Raw genomic sequence first — 14,826 nt, forward strand, 5'->3', positions numbered from 1 at the left:
CGCCGTTCATTCGGCCGGGCGGAAGCTCGCCGGAGCGGATCGTGGCCGGGCAGCAGAATCAGAACGGCTTCGGCTCCCCCGGCCCGCACTGGTCCAGCAGCGAACCCACCACCTGCACAACGAAACCGGGTACGCGATCCGGGAAATCGTGGCCGGTTCCCTCTGGGGTGTAAACCCTTCGCCCCCTGCTGGAGGCCGCGAGGAACCGTTCTCTCACGGTGAGGAAGAAGTGTCGTACCCGGGCGCGTTCCTCCGGGTCGTCGACCCCGTCGAAGATCTCGCCACCGCCCGCCAGATCGCGTGGCGCCACGAGGAGGAGGGGCAGCGAGTCGAGGTCACCGTCGTGTACGGCCGTCTGCCAGCCGTCTCTGGTGATGCCGTCCGGTGACAGCTCTCGCAGGATCGATGCCGCGGCGCAGTTGGCCTTGGTCCTGAGCTCGACCATGGCGAGAACCTGCGCCGGGTCGTCGGAGGGTGTCTCCTTCTTGCTCACGAGGGGGTGGAGGCCGAAGAGGTGACGCAACGCGAGGGCGGTCTGGTTCCTCGGGGCACGTCGCAGGGCCGGAAGCGCCGGGCCGAAGGCGACGGCATCGGGCGGGGTGGGGTCGAGCAACACCAGACCGGCCACCAGGTCGGGGCGGCGTCTGGCGGCGTTGGCCATGAGCAGCCCCCCGAACGAGTGCCCCACGAAGACATAGGGCCCCTTCTCACCGGCCCGCTCCAGCGCCGTGAGCAGTTCTTCGGCTTCTACCGCCGTCGTGCGCGGGAACGGGCCTGGGTCGCTCCAGCCGGACCCCGGACGGTCCACCAGGACCGAACGCATCTGTTCCCTCGCCAGCGCGTGCAGCCGGTGCATGGCGTACCCACCGGCATGACCACCCGGCATCCAGACCACCGTGGGCCTCGGTCCGGCGTCTCCCTCGGCCAGGACGTGCATGCGGTAGCCACCCACGTCGACCATTCGTCCGGGGGGCGGATACCTCACCCGTGTCCGGCCCACGTGCACCAGGTGGCGGAACGACCCGAGACCGAGTGCGAGGGCCACGGCCCACAGCACACCGCCGAGAATCCTCCGGCCCCTCCCCCGGGTGACGCACCACGCACCCGCGGCCGCCGGCAGCAGGGCGACGGCCAGCCCGGCCCTGTCCCGGCTGAGGAGCCGGAGTATGGCGTCGGCGGCACGTGTTCCCGGTCGCATGGTTCCCTTTCTGTCCCGGCCTTCGCGGCCGCTGCCGGGGACACCGCGCGTCTCAGCGACCGGTACGACCATCGTCCCCTGCGATCCCCGCGTGCGCCATGCGCGGTGCCGGGCCTCGCCTTCCGGCACCGCCGGGCAATGCAGCCGCCGACGCCGTCCGGACCTGTCAGCAGCCGATCGCGGTACGGTCCTTGTCGGTGTACGCCGTGGACTTCCGGATTCTCGATGGACTTCCAGGTTCTCGATAACGGCATCCGCGACCAGGCCCGGCCGGCGCCTCACGCGCGCGCAAGACGTGCTGCCACGTCCACGACCACTTCGGCCTCCCGGGCCACGAGGTAGAAGTGATCCCCGGGGAACGGGCGCAGCTCGAAGGCGCCCGGGGCGGCGAGGCCGGACCAGGCGAGGATACCGTCGAGCGCGCAACTCGTATCGTCCTGGCCGACGTACGCGGTGATCGGTGCCTTGACCGGCGCCGGATTCGGGGGATGGTAGCCCTCGATGAGCCGGTAGTCCGCCCGGAGGGCGGGTAGCAGCAGTTCCCGCAGCTCCGGGATGTCGTAGGCCTCCGAGTGCAGGTCGCCGAGGTGCCGAAGGTGGGTGATCAGGGTCTCGTCGTCGGCGTCGTGCAGCGCATCGTGTTCGGCCCGCTGAGGGGCTTCGTGTGCGGAGACCAGGAGGTGCTCGGGGACGAACCCGTGGGCCTCCAGCCGTAGAGCCACCTCGTAGGCGACGCAGGCGCCCATGCTGTGCCCGAAGAGCGCCAGCGGCCGGTCGAGCCAGGGCCGCAGTGCGTTCTCGATCGCGTCGGCCAGGGTGGCCATGTCCTCGATGCAGGCCTCCGCGAGCCGGTCCTGGCGGCCTGGGTACCGCACGGCGAGCACCTCGACGTCCGCCGGCAGGAGCGCGGGCCAGCCGTGGAACAGCTGTGCCGTGCCGCCGGCGTGCGGGAAACACACCAGTCGGAGCCTGGGATCCGCCACACGCCGGTGGACACGGAACCACTTCTTCGCGTCGGTCGCCGTCATCGCCGGCGGAGCCCGTGCGAGTGCAGGGAGTCGAGCTTGGAGAGAAGGGCGGGAAGCTGCTCCACCGCCCTCGTGGACACGTATGCGGTCCGCACCGTGTGGCGCAGGCGATCGGTCACGACGAGTTTGTAGGCACCGCCTTCCTCGATGAGTTCCGCGTAGTACAAGGGGGTTCCGGTCGGGGACATGTGACCTGTCTCCATCAGGGTGTCGTCTTGGTGTCGCCTTCTTCGGCCGTGTCTTCCACGCCTCAGTCTGCTTCTTGTCGACGGTGTCGGTGCACAGGTCGTGGCCGATGCGACGAAGCGCACCATGCCGGCGGCGGCATGGTGCGATGATGCCCGCTTGCCTGAGCGAGACGGTGCGTGCGTCGGCAGGCACCGGGGTACGAACCTGGCGGCCGCATTCGAGGGGCTGGGCCGACGAGCCGCCGCTGTGCCCCGCCGAGGACGTCATGCGGCACAGTCATGTGTTTCGCGGAGGGAGAGGCGCGGAGACGGACAGGCTTGCTTTGAGCGGGACTTGGAAGGTCACACGGAGGGTCGGCCGACAGGCTCAGCGCGACTTGGCGGCGATCGAACCGGCGCTACGGGCCTTGCCCACGGGCTTGTCCTGACCGCCGGTCTGTCCTCCGTGGGCCTCTTGGGCCGGGGGCGCCGATCCGGCTCCCGCTCCGTCCCGGCCTGCGGTGCCGTCCTTCGGGGCGCCGACGCCGTGCCCGGCTCCTTGTGCCGTCCGGGCTGTGAGCACTTCGGCGGTCGCCTCGGCAGCGAGATCCTGGATTCCCTCGCCGGCTTCTTGGACGGCCCGCTTGACTTCGACTCCCAGGCTCACCGACGTCTTGACGAGCCCTCGCACCAATGGCTTACCCACCCTCTTCACCAGGGACGCGGCGATGAGACCGATCAGGAAGGGAGGTACTACAGGCGGCATGGCACAACATCCTTCTCTTCTGTCGAGGAGATGATGGTTGAAAACGCGACGGTGACCGGATCGGGGACCCGCGTCCTCCATTACAGAGCGTATCCGAGGGTGAGCAAGCGGCTACCGATTCCCCATGGCCTTCACTCATTCGGGTAAAGCGGCCTTCCAGGGAGCCTGTTCAACCGTTCAACGGCCGGAACCCCACGTCAGCCGTCTCCTTCGGGTGGCCCCTGCGGCCGCTGCCGACGGCCGGACTCCCCGTGCAGTTCTCTCTCCATCCGCCGGCGCAGGGCGGGAAACGGCAGCGTGCCGCCGGCCAGCACGGTTTCGTGAAAGGCACGTACGTCGAACGCGGCGCCGGCATCGCGTTCGCATGCTGCGCGCAAGGCCGTGAACTCCGCATGACCCGCCCGGTACGTCAGCGCCTGCCCCGGCAGATCGGTCGCGTAGCGCAACAACTCGGTCGTGATCTGTCCTTCGGACTCGGCCGCCGCATGGGCGCGCATGAAGGTGCGCGCCTCCTCCAGTGTCATCGTCCCGAGGTTGAGGCCGGTGTCGACGACGAGGCGCTGCGCGGTGAACCGTTCATGGGCCAGTCGTCCGTACGCGTCCCACGGGTCGTCGTACAGCCCCATCTCCCAGGCGAGCCCCGCCGCGTACTCCGCCCAGCCCTCCTCGAACCCGCTGAAGGCCACCAGCTCGCGTCGCAGGTCGGGCAGCGCGGTGTTCTCGGCCTGGCGGGCCAGGTGGAAGTGATGTCCGGGCGACAACTCGTGGTAGATGAGCGCGGCGGCGCCGAGCAGTGACCGGTGTGCCAGGTCCGAGGCGTTGTAGCGGTAGCGTCCCACCGGTTGCGTGGCGGTCGGCGGCTCGTAGTAACCGAACGTCATCGACCCCTCCAGCGCCGGGTCGAGACGGGCCACAGCGTAGGGGGCGCGTGGCAGGACCGCGAACCAGCGTGGCAGCAGCGGCGTGAGGCGGTCGAGGTGTCCGCGGTAGCGGGCTTCGACCTCCTCCGGCGTGGCGGCGTACAGGCGCGGCTCGGTCGCGAGCCGTTGGTGGAACTCCGCCTCCGTCCCCGCGAAACCGAGCCTGTGGCGCACCTGCCGCATCCGCTCGCCGAGTTCGCGGCAGTGCTCCCGGCCGAGTTCGTGGAGGCGTTCGGGTGGTGTGTCGCCGGACGTATACGTCCTGACGAAGGCCCGGTATGCAGCCTCGCCTTCCGGGTAGCGAGCCCAGCCGACGGCCCGCGGCGCCCGCCGGAGGTAGAACGGGTCGCAGACGAGGGCGACGAGGCGGTCGAACGCCGGCTCCAGTTCGGTGGCCACGAGCCGCTCCACCGTGTCGCGCAGGTGGCCCCGGCTCGCCACGCCGAGCCGGGTGAGCCGCCCGGCGTCCGCCCGGACGTACCGTGCCGCCGACTCCCGCAGACGGGTGAGTGTGGTGTGGACGCCGGTCAGGGCCGGAGCATGGATGCGAAAGCCCCGCGCCGCCTGCCCGGCGACCTTGTCGCCGATCGTCGCGACACAGCGGGCCAGGTCCCGTACGAGGGTGACGTAGCGGTCCGCGTCGGCTCGGTGTTCGAAGCGGAACGGGCGGAAGACGGTGTCACCGTACTGCTGGATGCGGAAGAGCTGGTACGGGGTGGCGGTGGGAGTGAGCCAGTGGTAGCGCCCGGCCTCCACTTCCTGTTCGGCAAGCGCCCGAAGGAAGCCCGCCGTGTCGGCGGCGGGACCGGACGGTTCCGCCGGTCGTAGCGCACCCAGCCCGCTCAGCACTCCTGCCGCGAACCGGGCGCGCTCGTCGGTCTCCGCGGCGGACACCCCGGGCAGCGACTCGACCGGCAGCCCGCGACGCGTGCGCAGCGACGGCTCGCGTGCGAGCAGGAAGTCCCAGTACGAAGCCGCGAGCCGGTCGATCTCTCGCGTCGTCGAGTCGTCCGGGGAGCCCCCTGGATTGATGACCATGCCGTCAGTGTGCGCCCTGAGGTGACGCAGCGTCAGCTTCGGGGCGGTGCACCGCGCGTCGGGCGGGCTTCACTCGGACGGGGGAAATCGTCCGGCGTGTTCGCGTCCGGCCCGGGAGAGCCCGGCCGACGCCGTCGATCGCGGTGGCACGATGAGCGCCATGCACCGCCGAACCGTGTCGCCTCCCAGGGCTCGGTCGGTCGTGGCGGCGGCCGCCGCCCTCGTGTCAGCCGTGCCGGCCGGTTGCGGCGGCGACGTGTCGTCGACGCGCACTCCTGTGGTCGTGGGCGGCACGGTGACGATCGCCTCCGCCTCGGAGACCCCGAGCTTCAATCCGTACTCGCAGTTCGGCCTTTCACTGGCTCCTTATGCCTACGACTCATTGGTCGATGTGGCACGGGACGGGCGTGTGGTGTCCGGTCTGGCCGAGAGGTGGCAGGCCGGGGCCACTTCGGCCCGTTTCACCCTGCGCAAGGGGGTGACATGCTCCGACGGCACGGCCCTGACGGCGTCCGGGGTGGCCCGGTCGCTGCGGTATGCCGGTGATCCCCGCAACCGGCTCGTCGGTGCCCGGGCCACCCTGCCCGGTGTGCCGTTCACGGTGTCGGCCGACGACGCGGCGCGGACGGTGTCGGTGCGGACGGCATCGCCGTACAGCTTCATCGTGCGGACGATCGGTCTGCTGCCCGTCGTCTGCCCCGCCGGACTGGCGGATCCCGGCGTGCTGGACAGGAGTTCGGAGGGCACCGGCCCGTATGTGCTGAGCGGCTACGCCTCCGGGGGCCCGTACCTCTTCACACGGCGCAGAGGGTACGCGTGGGGGCCGGCCGGAGCGGGCAACACAGCTCCGGGGCAGCCGGAGCGTATCGTGGTGACGGTGGTTCAGCAGGAGTCCACCGTGGCGAATCTGCTGCTCACCGGCGGAGTGAACATCGCCATGGTGACCGGCCCCGACCGCGCGCGGCTGACCGATCACGGTCTGGCGACCGCCCAGGTGCCGACCGTGGTGGGGCTGACCTTCTTCAACGAGCGCTCGGGCCGGCCCTTGAGCGATCCTGCGCTGCGCCGGGCGTTGGTGGGGGCCCTGGACCGCAAGGGCCTCGCCAATGTGGCGATCGGTGGAGACGGTACGCCCGCACGCGATCTCACCGCCCCGGGCTCCCTGTGCCACTCCGACGTGGCCGCGAGGAACCTGCCCTCGCGCGACGCCGTGCGCGCGCTGCGCGCCGCGGGCTGGACGAAGAACGCACGGGGCGAGCTGGTAAAGCGGGGTCGGCCGTTGCGTCTGCGGGTGCTCAGCAGCGCCGACTTCGGCTCCACCCTTCCGTCGGTCGCCGAGCTGATGGCCGTGACGTGGCAGGCGCTGGGCGTGGACGTCGACCTCGTCGGCGAGAGCCGTAACGCGGTGGTCCAGGCCATGTACGGAAGCGGCGACTTCGACGTCGTGGTCGGCAGCTCGCCGGGGCCGCCCCTGCCGGCGCAGCTCGTCCCGTACTTCTCCGGCCCGCCGTCGTCGGGGGAACTGAACTTCGCGCACATCTCCAACCCGGACTACGACCGCTTCGTCGCCCGAGCCCTGCGCTCGCCCGGCTCGGCCAGCTGCGCGGACTGGAACAGGGCCGCCGCGGCGCTTCTTCGCTCGGCCGACGCGCTGCCCGTCGCCGACGGCACGAGCACGGTGTACGGCTACCGGACGACCTTCGCTGTCGCGCCCGGCGGCCGGATCGTTCCGACCAGCATCCGCCTGCACAGATAGCCGTGGCGGACGCGCCACGCGGCCGCCCGCCAGTCGAGGAGGTTTCTCATGACGACCGTGTCCGCGCGGCTCGGTGCCCCGGTCCGGCACCGCCCGTGGGTGGTGTTCTGCTGCCGGCGCGCGGCACGGCTGGTCGTCGCGCTCTTCGTGGTCGTCACCGCTTCCTTCGCGATGATCCGGCTGATCCCCGGGGACCCCGTCCGGGCCGCTCTGGGCGTGGACGCCCCGCCGGACCTGGTGGCGGCGAAGCGGCGCGAACTCGGTCTGGACCGTGGCCTGCCGGAACAGTACTGGCAGCATCTCCGGCGGCTGGCCCGCGGCGACCTCGGGGTCTCGCTGGTGACCGGCGAGCCGGTGGCCGATCTGGTCAGGGCACGCCTGCCGGCCACCCTGCTGCTCGCCGTCCTGGCCTTCGCCTGCGTACTCGTCGTCGCCCTCCCAGGGGGGCTGCTCGCCGCGGTGTGGACACGCGGAAGGCGACGTCCACGGGCGGAACTGGCGTTCACCGCCACCACCTCGGTCCTGGCGGGCGTGCCGGACTTCGTCCTCGCGGCGGGTCTCACCGCGGGACTGGCGGTCGCCCTACCCGTCCTTCCCGTCGCCGGCGACCTCGGTCCTCGGTCCTATGTGCTGCCCGTACTGGCGCTGGCGCTCGCTCCGACCGCGGTCCTGCTGCGGATCGTGCGGGTGGAGACGCTCAAGGTCCTCGCCGCGGACTATGTGCGTGCCGCCCGCGCGAAACGACTGCCCGCCCTCCGGCTCCATCTGCGCCATGTGGCACCGAACGCGCTGACCGCGTCGCTCACGTTCGCCGGGAATCTGTTGCCGGCTCTGATCGCGGGGACCGTACTGGTCGAGAAGGTGTTCGCCTGGCCGGGCATCGGGTCGGCGATGGCGCAGTCGGTGGCCGCGCAGGACTACGCGGTCGTCGAGGCGTCGGTTCTGGTGCTCGGCTCGTCGGTCCTCGTGGTCAACTTCCTGGTCGATCTGGCCCTCGCGCTGCTCGACCCCCGATCGGTCATCCGGAAGACGTGATCCGATGGCGATGCCCTCCTCTCCCCCGTCCTCGCCGTCTGCCGCCCACGGCCGGTCTCGCGCGTCCCGTTCGGGCTGGGTCACCCCCATGGGCGTGATCACCCTGGCGATGCTCGGCTCGCTCGCCGTACTGGCCGTAGCCGGGGCTGTGGTGTGGGGGCAGCAGGCCGACCGGCCGGACCCGTCGGCCGTGCTGCGCGGGCCCACCGCAGGTCATCCGCTCGGCACGGACCGTCTCGGGCGCGACCTGCTCGCCCGGCTGCTCGCGGCGACCTGGCCCTCCCTGCTGCCGGCCGTCGCGGCCACGCTCCTCGGGGCGGCTGCCGGTATCACGCTCGGCGCACTCACCGCCGTCGTGGGCGGGCGCGCCGCCCGCCTGCTGGGGGCCCTGATCAACCTTCTGCTGGCCTTTCCCGCGCTCCTCGTCGCGATGTTCTTCGCGGCCCTCTTCGGGGCGGGCGCGGGCGGTGCCGTGTTCGCACTCGCCGTCGCCTGCGCGCCGGGCTTCGCGCGGATCACGCAGACCCTCGCCGCCCAGGTGGCCGGGACCGACTTCATGGCGGCGGCGCGGGTGCTGGGCCTGCGCCGCCATCGGCTCCTGCTGCGTCATGTCCTGCCCCACATCGCCGAACCGCTGATGCTCAACACCGCTGTCGCCGCGGGCTCGGCGCTCGTGGCGCTGTCGGGACTGAGCTTCCTCGGACTGGGGGTGCAGCCCCCGTCGTACGACTGGGGGCTCATGCTGAGCCAGGGGCTGGACCGCATCTATACCGAACCGCTGCCCGCCGTGGCGCCCGGCATCGCCATCGTCTACGCCACCGTCGCGTTCCAGCTGCTCGGCGAGATGCTGGCCGGAGCCGCCGTACGGCAGGCCCGCCCGCGTCCGGAGGAAGAGCCGGTGGCTCACGCGGCGCGCGCCGACCGCCCGGCGTCTACGGATCACGTGCTGGAGGTGGAGGATCTGCGGGTCGTCCTTCCCACTGCGGACGGGGTGGTCCGGCCCGTCCGCGGTGTCACCCTCACCCTGCGGCGTGGTGAGTTGGTCGGCCTGGTCGGCGAGTCCGGCTCCGGCAAGTCGCTGGCGGCGCTCGCCGTCGCCGACCTCCTGCCGGACGACGCCCGCGTGACGTGGACCACCCACCGGTTCCTCGGCGCGGACGCCGAGTCGTTGACCCGCGAGCAGCGACGCAGGCAGCTGGCGACGGGAATGGCGTTGATCTTCCAGAATCCGGCCTCGGCCTTCAACCCGTCGCTGCGCCTCGGCAGGCAGATGACGGAGGCCGTGCGCGCACACCGTGGCACCCCTCGTGCCGAGGCCGTCGAGCAGGCGCTGGCCCAGCTTCAGCGGGTCGGGCTGCCCGCCGGACGCCGGTTGCTCCGGTCCCGTCCCTTCCAGCTCTCCGGCGGTCAGCGCCAGCGGGTGGCGATCGCCGCGGCTTCGATGATGCGACCCGACCTCATCATCGCGGACGAACCGACGACGGCACTGGACGTCACCGTGCAGCGGCAGATCATGGATCTGCTCCGCCGGGTCCGACGCGAGGACGCCACGGCGATCCTGTTCATCAGCCACGACATCGCCCTGGTGGCCGACGCCTGTGACCGGGTTCTGGTCATGTACGGGGGAACGATCGTGGAGAACCTTCCCGCCCGTGAACTGGCGGCCGGGGCACGGCATCCGTACACGCGGATGCTCGTCGCGTCGGTCCCGGACCTGGCCGCGGACCGTGACCCTCCCCCGCTCACCATCGAGGGAGGACCGCCCGATCCGTGCGGAACGGCCCCGGGCTGCCCGTTCCATGACCGCTGTCCGCATCGGCTGGACCGGTGCGCGGTGGACAGCCCGGTGTTGTCACCGCTTCGCCCGGAGCACGAGGTCGCCTGCTGGCGGCCGCTGCCCGCGGCACCGTTGGGCGGAGCGCGCGAGACCGAAGAGGTGGAGAAGTGAGCGGAGGGGGAGGGCTGACGCTCTACGAGGTCACGGTCCGCCACCAGGGGCCGTTCGGGCCGATCACGGCGGTGGACGGAGTGTCACTGGAGGTTCCCCGGGGCACGACGGTCGGCCTGGTCGGCGAGTCCGGGTCGGGAAAGTCCACTCTGGCACGCGCGATCGTCGGGCTGGATCCCCCGTGTTCAGGGCGGATCGCCGTCGGAGGGCGGGAGTACGGTGGGCGCCGCGAGGCCGACCGGCGCCGACTGGGGCAACAGGTGCAACTGGTGTTCCAGGACCCGGACACGGCATTGGACCCGCGTATGACGGTCCGGCAGTCGATCGCCGAAGCGGCCGGGGCCTTCGTCCGGCTGGACCGCCGCGGCCGCGAACAGCGCGTCGGCGAGCTGCTGGAACTGGTCGGTCTCGACGCCGGCTGCGCCGGCCGGCTGCCCCGGCAGCTGTCGGGCGGCCAGCGCCAACGCGTCGCGGTCGCCCGCGCGGTCGCCGTCGGTCCGGCGGTGCTCATCGCCGACGAGGTCACCTCGGCTCTCGACGTGTCGGTCAGGGCGGCGTTGCTCGCCATGCTCCGGGACCTGCAGCGGCGCATGGGCTTCGCCATGCTCTTCATCAGCCATGACCTCGCCGCCGTCCGTCAGGTGGCGGACGCCGTCGCCGTGATGTACCTCGGTCGGATCGTCGAGGCGGCCTCCACCGAGAGCCTGCTGCGCGGCCCACGGCATCCCTACACCCGAACGCTGCTGTCCGCCGTGCCGAGTCTGCACGCCGGGAGACGCCCGGCCGAAGAACCCCTTCTCGCCGGTGAGGTGCCCGACCCCGCGTCGCCGCCGACCGGATGCCGCTTCCATCCGCGCTGCCCCGTCGGACCGGCCCGACATGCCGGACGGGACGTCTGCGCCGTACGGGATCCGCAGCGGGACGCGGCCGGCAAGCCGCATCGCGCCGCCTGCCACTTCCCGTACCGTGCCGACGACCGCCCACCCCAGGCCCGTCGCGTTCCCCCGGACGACGACGGTGACCGCACCCCGCGAACGCCCGGGGACCTGCCGTCATGACGGCCGGGCAAGCGGACACGCCTCCGTCCGGCGCCGACGCGGTCGTTGTGGGGGCCGGTGTGATCGGTGCCGCGGTGGCACTGGAACTGGCGCGCACCGGCCGGCGCGTCGTGGTCGTCGACAAGTCCTCCGGCGTCGGCCACGGCTCCACCAGCGCATCGAGCGCGATCATCCGTTTCAACTACTCGACCTGGGACGGTGTCGCCACCGCGTGGGAATCCGGGCACTGCTGGGCACGGTGGGCGGAGCACCTGGGCACCGTGCGCGGCCCTGGTCTGGCGGCCTTCCGGCGGACCGGTGCGGTACTCCTCGACGCACCGGGCTCCGGGACGGCGGAGGCCGTCGCGCTGTTCGAACGTGCCGGTGTGCCGTACGAGCGCTGGGACGCCGCGACGCTGCGCCGCCGGATCCCGGGTATCGACACGGGACGCTACGGGCCTCCCAGGTCCCTGCTCGACGACGCCTTCTTCTCCGGCCCGGAAGGAGAGCTCGGCGCGCTGTTCACCCCCGACGCGGGGTTCGTCGACGACCCCCGGCTCGCGGCACAGAATCTCGCGGACGCGGCGGCCCGCATCGGGGTGCGCTTCCTCTTCCGGCGCGCCGTCGTCGGTGTGCTGCGCGGCGGGGACCGTGTGGCGGGCGTCCGGCTCGCCGACGGCACCACGATCACGGCGCCGGTGGTGGTCAACGCCGCCGGCCCCTGGTCGGGCGGGTTCAACCGGACGGCCGGGGTCGGGGCCGAGTTCACCGTCGGAGTGCGCCCGCTGCGCCAGGAGGTCCATCAGGTGGCCGCGCCGGACCACCGGGCCGATGCGGCGGCGCCGGAGGTGTACGCCGCCGGTATTCCGGTCGTGGCCGATGTCGACCTCGGGACCTACCTGCGCCCCGGCGGCGGACATCTCCTGGTCGGCAGCACGGAGCCCGCCTGTGATCCCAAGGAGTGGCTCGACGATCCCGACCTGTGCAACCCGCACCCGACGCCCTCCCGCTTCGACACCCAGGTGACCAGAGCCGCACGCCGGTTCCCGCTCCTGCGCGTCCCGAACCGGCCGACCGGCATCGCCGGGGTCTACGACGCCGCCGACGACTGGTCCCCAATCTACGACCGCACCGATCTGGCCGGCTTCTACGTAGCCATGGGAACGAGCGGCAACCAGTTCAAGAACGCTCCGCTGGCAGGTCGGTTCCTGGCAGCCCTGGTCGACCACGTCGAGGCCGGCCACGACCACGACCGTGATCCGCTGCGGTACACGGGCGCACACACCGGCGTGGTCATCGACGTAGGTGCGTTCTCCCGTAAACGGCCCATGGCCGAGGGCGCCGCCTCCCGGACCGTCATGGGCTGACGGCCGGGGCCCAGGCCGGCGGTCGGTGCTCGCGCCCCTGCCGCGGCCCGGGCCGGTGCCGTGCCGACGGCACCGGCCCCAGGCGACCGGCGGAAGGCTAACGTCGGCCGCGTGCCGGTGCCGGACCGAGCTTGGAACTCAGCACCGACAGGAAGGTCGGGAGCCTGTCCACCATGGCTGCGGGGACCGGGGTGATCTGGACGGTGTCCCGTACCAGGTCCTGCACGACGAGCTTGTAGGTGCCGTCCTCCTGGACGAGTTCGGCGGCGTAGAGCAGTGTTTCCACCAGAGGTCCTTCGGTTGTGTCGTACGACGGCTCAGGCGCCGTTGAGCCAGGCGTTCCACGCCTTGGTCGCCTGCTGTTCGTCGGTGTCCTCGGCGAACAGGTGGTGGCCCAGCCAGATCGGCCAGTTCCAGGAGCTGCCGTTGAAGAACCGGTACAGCGCGTCCGGGCCACGCAGGCCGACGAAGTCGGGGCTCAGCCAGTCCACGACCACCTCCGTGCCGCCGTCCGTACCCGGGAGGTCGAGCGACAGCCGGTCGCCGACGGCCGCGTCGTCGGCGAGGCCGAGGCGCCGGCGCAGCGCGGCGAAGTCGGCCGGGTCGTCGGTGCACTCGGCGCGCGCGGCCTTGACGTAGACGGCGGGGCGGCCGGCGAAGTGCCTCAGGTACTCGGGGAGCGAGTGCTGGTAGAAGTCGACGTGCTTCTCGGCCGCGTCCGCCTTGGTGTCCCAGTTCCAGGTGTCGTCGACGACGCCCGTGTGCACCCAGTGGATTCCCATCCGCAGGTGGCTCGTGCCGTCGGCGGCCGGCTCGATGTGGTAGGTGAGCGTGTTGGAGAACCCGCCGTCCTGGGTCGCCCGGACCGCGAAGCGGTGCGGAGGCTCCCACGCCACGACGGTGCTGTCGCCGCGCGTGGCCTTTCCGCCGACGCGCGGCTCGACCTCCATCGGGTACAGCCAGCCGAGGTTGCCGGCGCCGGTGGCGACCGCGTCCCAGACCTGTTCGGGTGTGGCGGGCAGGTCCTGTTCCCGGCGGACCTCGAGCTCTCGGGCCATGGTCACTTCTCCTTCGTCGTCGTTCGTGGGTCAGTAGGTGAGCGGAAGCGCGGTGAGCCGCCGTTGCAGCGGGTTGGGCCGCCAGTCCAGGACCGCCCCGTCGGCCAGTCGCAGGTGTGGGAGCCTGCGGACCAGCGTGCCGACGGCCACCTCGGCCTGGAGCTTGGCCAGCGGGCCGCCGAGGCAGAAGTGCGGGCCGTTGCCGAAACTGAGGTGCCGGTTGCCGGGGCGGCCCAGGTCGAGCCGGTCGGGGTCCTCGAAGCGCTCGGGGTCACGGTTGGTCGCCGCGAGGAACAGATACACCAGCTCGCCCTCGCGCAGCGTCCGCCCGTCGATCTCTACGTCCTCGGCCACGACCCGGACGATCGCCTGCGTCGGCGTGTCGTAGCGGGCGAGTTCCTCGACGGCGGGTCGGATCAGCGCCGGGTCGGCGCGCAGCCGGGCCAGTTGGCCGGGGTGGCGCAGCAGGGCGAGCATGCCGTTGCCGACCAGCTGGGTGGTGGTCTCGTCGCCCGCTGTGATCAGGACGAAGCAGGTGGACAGCAGCTCGGAGTCGGTGAGGCGGTCGTCCTGAGCCTGGGTGGCGACCAGGGCGCTGATGAGGTCGTCGCCGGGGTCGGCCCGGCGGCGGCGGACGAGCCGGGCGAGGTACTCCTCGTACTGCTCGATCGCCGCCTCGGACTTGTCGATGTCCTCGCTCAGCCGGCCGAAGCGGTGGAACCAGGTCTTGACCTGCGGAAGGTCCTCGGGCGGGATGCCGAAGAGCTCGCAGACGACGGACAGCGGCAGCGGGGAGGCGACCGCCTCGATGAGGTCCATGGCCGGTCCGGCGGCGACCGCTTCGTCGATGAGCCGGTCGACGATCCGCTGGATGCCCTGGCGCAGGGCTTCGACGCGTCGGGCGGTGAAAGCCCGGTTGGCCAGCTTGCGCAGCCGGGCGTGGTCCGGCGGGTCGGTGTTGCTCATCACCCGGCCGAGCCGGTCGGTGAGCCGGCTGAAGGCCTTGAGGTCGCCGCCGAGCGCACTGTAGGCGCGGGTCATCCGGTCCCGGTCGCTGGAGAGCCGCAGGTCGCTCAGGGCCGCCTCGACGTCGGCGTACCGGGTGAGGTACCAGATGCCCTGGGCGCTGCGGTGGACCGGGTCCTCGCGGCGCATGCGGGCGTAGAACGGGTACGGGTCGCGGCGGGCCTCGGGCGTGAGCAGGGCCGCGGCGAGGTCGTCGGACCGGGCGAGGCCCGCGCTGCCGCGGGCCTCGTCGGTGGTGTCGGTCAGGTTCACTGCGAGCCGCGCTACTGCTGGGCGTTCATGGCGTCGGCGAGGCTCTTGGGCCGCATGTCGGTCCAGGACCGCTCGATGTACTCCAGGCAGGCGGCGTGGGTGTCGGGTCCGTGGGCGACGCTCCAGCCGTCGGGGACGTCCGCGAACTGCGGCCACAGCGAGTGCTGGTTCTCGTCGTTGACGAGCACCAGGAAGGTGCCGTCCTGGTCCTCGAACGGGTTGGTCATGGG

At 71.9% G+C, this 14,826-nt stretch carries 14 protein-coding genes; 5 read left to right on the top strand and 9 right to left on the bottom strand.

Going from position 1 to position 14,826, the window contains the following annotated elements; all coding sequences use genetic code 11:
• Positions 1-58: 58 nt before the first annotated feature.
• The 5 genes from FHS34_RS08805 to FHS34_RS08825 form a co-directional block, all read right to left on the bottom strand.
• Positions 59-1,198, bottom strand: a complete 1,140-nt coding sequence (locus tag FHS34_RS08805; protein ID WP_184963022.1) for an alpha/beta fold hydrolase — start codon at positions 1,196-1,198, stop codon at positions 59-61.
• 278 nt (positions 1,199-1,476) lie between these two features.
• Positions 1,477-2,157, bottom strand: a complete 681-nt coding sequence (locus tag FHS34_RS08810) for a thioesterase II family protein (RefSeq protein WP_308288268.1) — start codon at positions 2,155-2,157, stop codon at positions 1,477-1,479.
• Positions 2,158-2,222: 65 nt separating this feature from the next.
• The gene (locus tag FHS34_RS08815) at positions 2,223-2,414 is read right to left on the bottom strand and encodes a hypothetical protein (protein ID WP_184963027.1); all 192 of its coding nucleotides are present in this window, start codon (positions 2,412-2,414) and stop codon (positions 2,223-2,225) included.
• 367 nt (positions 2,415-2,781) lie between these two features.
• On the bottom strand, positions 2,782-3,159 hold the full coding sequence (locus tag FHS34_RS08820; RefSeq protein WP_184963029.1) for a DUF5132 domain-containing protein: 378 nt from the start codon (positions 3,157-3,159) through the stop codon (positions 2,782-2,784).
• A gap of 197 nt (positions 3,160-3,356) precedes the next feature.
• A complete protein-coding gene (locus tag FHS34_RS08825) occupies positions 3,357-5,117 on the bottom strand; it encodes a DUF885 domain-containing protein (RefSeq protein ID WP_184963031.1) in 1,761 nt (586 codons plus the stop codon).
• 160 nt (positions 5,118-5,277) lie between these two features.
• Here FHS34_RS08825 and FHS34_RS08830 point away from each other — a divergent pair, with 160 nt between their 5' ends.
• The 5 genes from FHS34_RS08830 (at position 5,278) to FHS34_RS08850 (ending at position 12,260) form a co-directional block, all read left to right on the top strand.
• Positions 5,278-6,873, top strand: a complete 1,596-nt coding sequence (locus FHS34_RS08830) for an ABC transporter substrate-binding protein (protein ID WP_184963033.1) — start codon at positions 5,278-5,280, stop codon at positions 6,871-6,873.
• 48 nt (positions 6,874-6,921) lie between these two features.
• Positions 6,922-7,908 carry an ABC transporter permease gene (locus tag FHS34_RS08835; RefSeq protein WP_184963035.1) on the top strand — a complete coding sequence of 329 codons (987 nt, stop codon included), beginning with the start codon at positions 6,922-6,924 and terminating at the stop codon, positions 7,906-7,908.
• A gap of 88 nt (positions 7,909-7,996) precedes the next feature.
• Positions 7,997-9,856, top strand: a complete 1,860-nt coding sequence (locus tag FHS34_RS08840; RefSeq protein ID WP_184963038.1) for a dipeptide/oligopeptide/nickel ABC transporter permease/ATP-binding protein — start codon at positions 7,997-7,999, stop codon at positions 9,854-9,856.
• Positions 9,853-10,914, top strand: a complete 1,062-nt coding sequence (locus FHS34_RS08845) for an oligopeptide/dipeptide ABC transporter ATP-binding protein (RefSeq protein WP_225817292.1) — start codon at positions 9,853-9,855, stop codon at positions 10,912-10,914. Before FHS34_RS08840 ends, FHS34_RS08845 begins: the two co-directional genes overlap by 4 nt.
• Positions 10,911-12,260 (top strand): NAD(P)/FAD-dependent oxidoreductase, encoded by a 1,350-nt coding sequence (locus tag FHS34_RS08850; protein ID WP_184963040.1) that lies wholly within the window; start codon positions 10,911-10,913, stop codon positions 12,258-12,260. The genes FHS34_RS08845 and FHS34_RS08850 overlap by 4 nt, the downstream gene beginning before the upstream one ends.
• A 97-nt stretch (positions 12,261-12,357) precedes the next feature.
• On the opposite strand, the gene FHS34_RS08855 is transcribed toward FHS34_RS08850, so the two are convergent.
• Genes FHS34_RS08855 through FHS34_RS08870 form a run of 4 tightly spaced genes read right to left on the bottom strand, consistent with a single transcriptional unit; the run spans position 12,358 to position 14,823 of the window.
• Positions 12,358-12,546 carry a hypothetical protein gene (locus tag FHS34_RS08855; protein ID WP_225817293.1) on the bottom strand — a complete coding sequence of 63 codons (189 nt, stop codon included), beginning with the start codon at positions 12,544-12,546 and terminating at the stop codon, positions 12,358-12,360.
• 31 nt (positions 12,547-12,577) lie between these two features.
• Positions 12,578-13,318, bottom strand: coding sequence for an SRPBCC family protein (locus FHS34_RS08860; RefSeq protein WP_184963042.1), 741 nt, complete (start codon positions 13,316-13,318; stop codon positions 12,578-12,580).
• A gap of 30 nt (positions 13,319-13,348) precedes the next feature.
• Positions 13,349-14,596, bottom strand: coding sequence for a cytochrome P450 (locus FHS34_RS08865; RefSeq protein WP_184963044.1), 1,248 nt, complete (start codon positions 14,594-14,596; stop codon positions 13,349-13,351).
• Positions 14,597-14,607: 11 nt separating this feature from the next.
• Positions 14,608-14,823, bottom strand: coding sequence for an MbtH family protein (locus FHS34_RS08870; RefSeq protein WP_184963046.1), 216 nt, complete (start codon positions 14,821-14,823; stop codon positions 14,608-14,610).
• Positions 14,824-14,826: the final 3 nt, after the last annotated feature.

The organism is Streptomyces echinatus, from assembly GCF_014203595.1.
GTDB lineage: Bacteria > Actinomycetota > Actinomycetes > Streptomycetales > Streptomycetaceae > Streptomyces > Streptomyces echinatus.

Bases quoted from the DNA above. Each gene is read 5' to 3' on its own strand.
- FHS34_RS08835 (WP_184963035.1), top strand. From the start codon at position 6,922: ATGACGACCGTGTCCGCGCGGCTCGGTGCCCCGGTCCGGCACCGCCCG.
- FHS34_RS08850 (WP_184963040.1), top strand. From the start codon at position 10,911: ATGACGGCCGGGCAAGCGGACACGCCTCCGTCCGGCGCCGACGCGGTC.
- FHS34_RS08820 (WP_184963029.1), bottom strand. From the start codon at position 3,159: ATGCCGCCTGTAGTACCTCCCTTCCTGATCGGTCTCATCGCCGCGTCC.
- FHS34_RS08805 (WP_184963022.1), bottom strand. From the start codon at position 1,198: ATGCGACCGGGAACACGTGCCGCCGACGCCATACTCCGGCTCCTCAGC.
- FHS34_RS08825 (WP_184963031.1), bottom strand. From the start codon at position 5,117: ATGGTCATCAATCCAGGGGGCTCCCCGGACGACTCGACGACGCGAGAG.
- FHS34_RS08840 (WP_184963038.1), top strand. From the start codon at position 7,997: ATGGGCGTGATCACCCTGGCGATGCTCGGCTCGCTCGCCGTACTGGCC.
- FHS34_RS08815 (WP_184963027.1), bottom strand. From the start codon at position 2,414: ATGTCCCCGACCGGAACCCCCTTGTACTACGCGGAACTCATCGAGGAA.
- FHS34_RS08830 (WP_184963033.1), top strand. From the start codon at position 5,278: ATGCACCGCCGAACCGTGTCGCCTCCCAGGGCTCGGTCGGTCGTGGCG.
- FHS34_RS08870 (WP_184963046.1), bottom strand. From the start codon at position 14,823: ATGACCAACCCGTTCGAGGACCAGGACGGCACCTTCCTGGTGCTCGTC.
- FHS34_RS08860 (WP_184963042.1), bottom strand. From the start codon at position 13,318: ATGGCCCGAGAGCTCGAGGTCCGCCGGGAACAGGACCTGCCCGCCACA.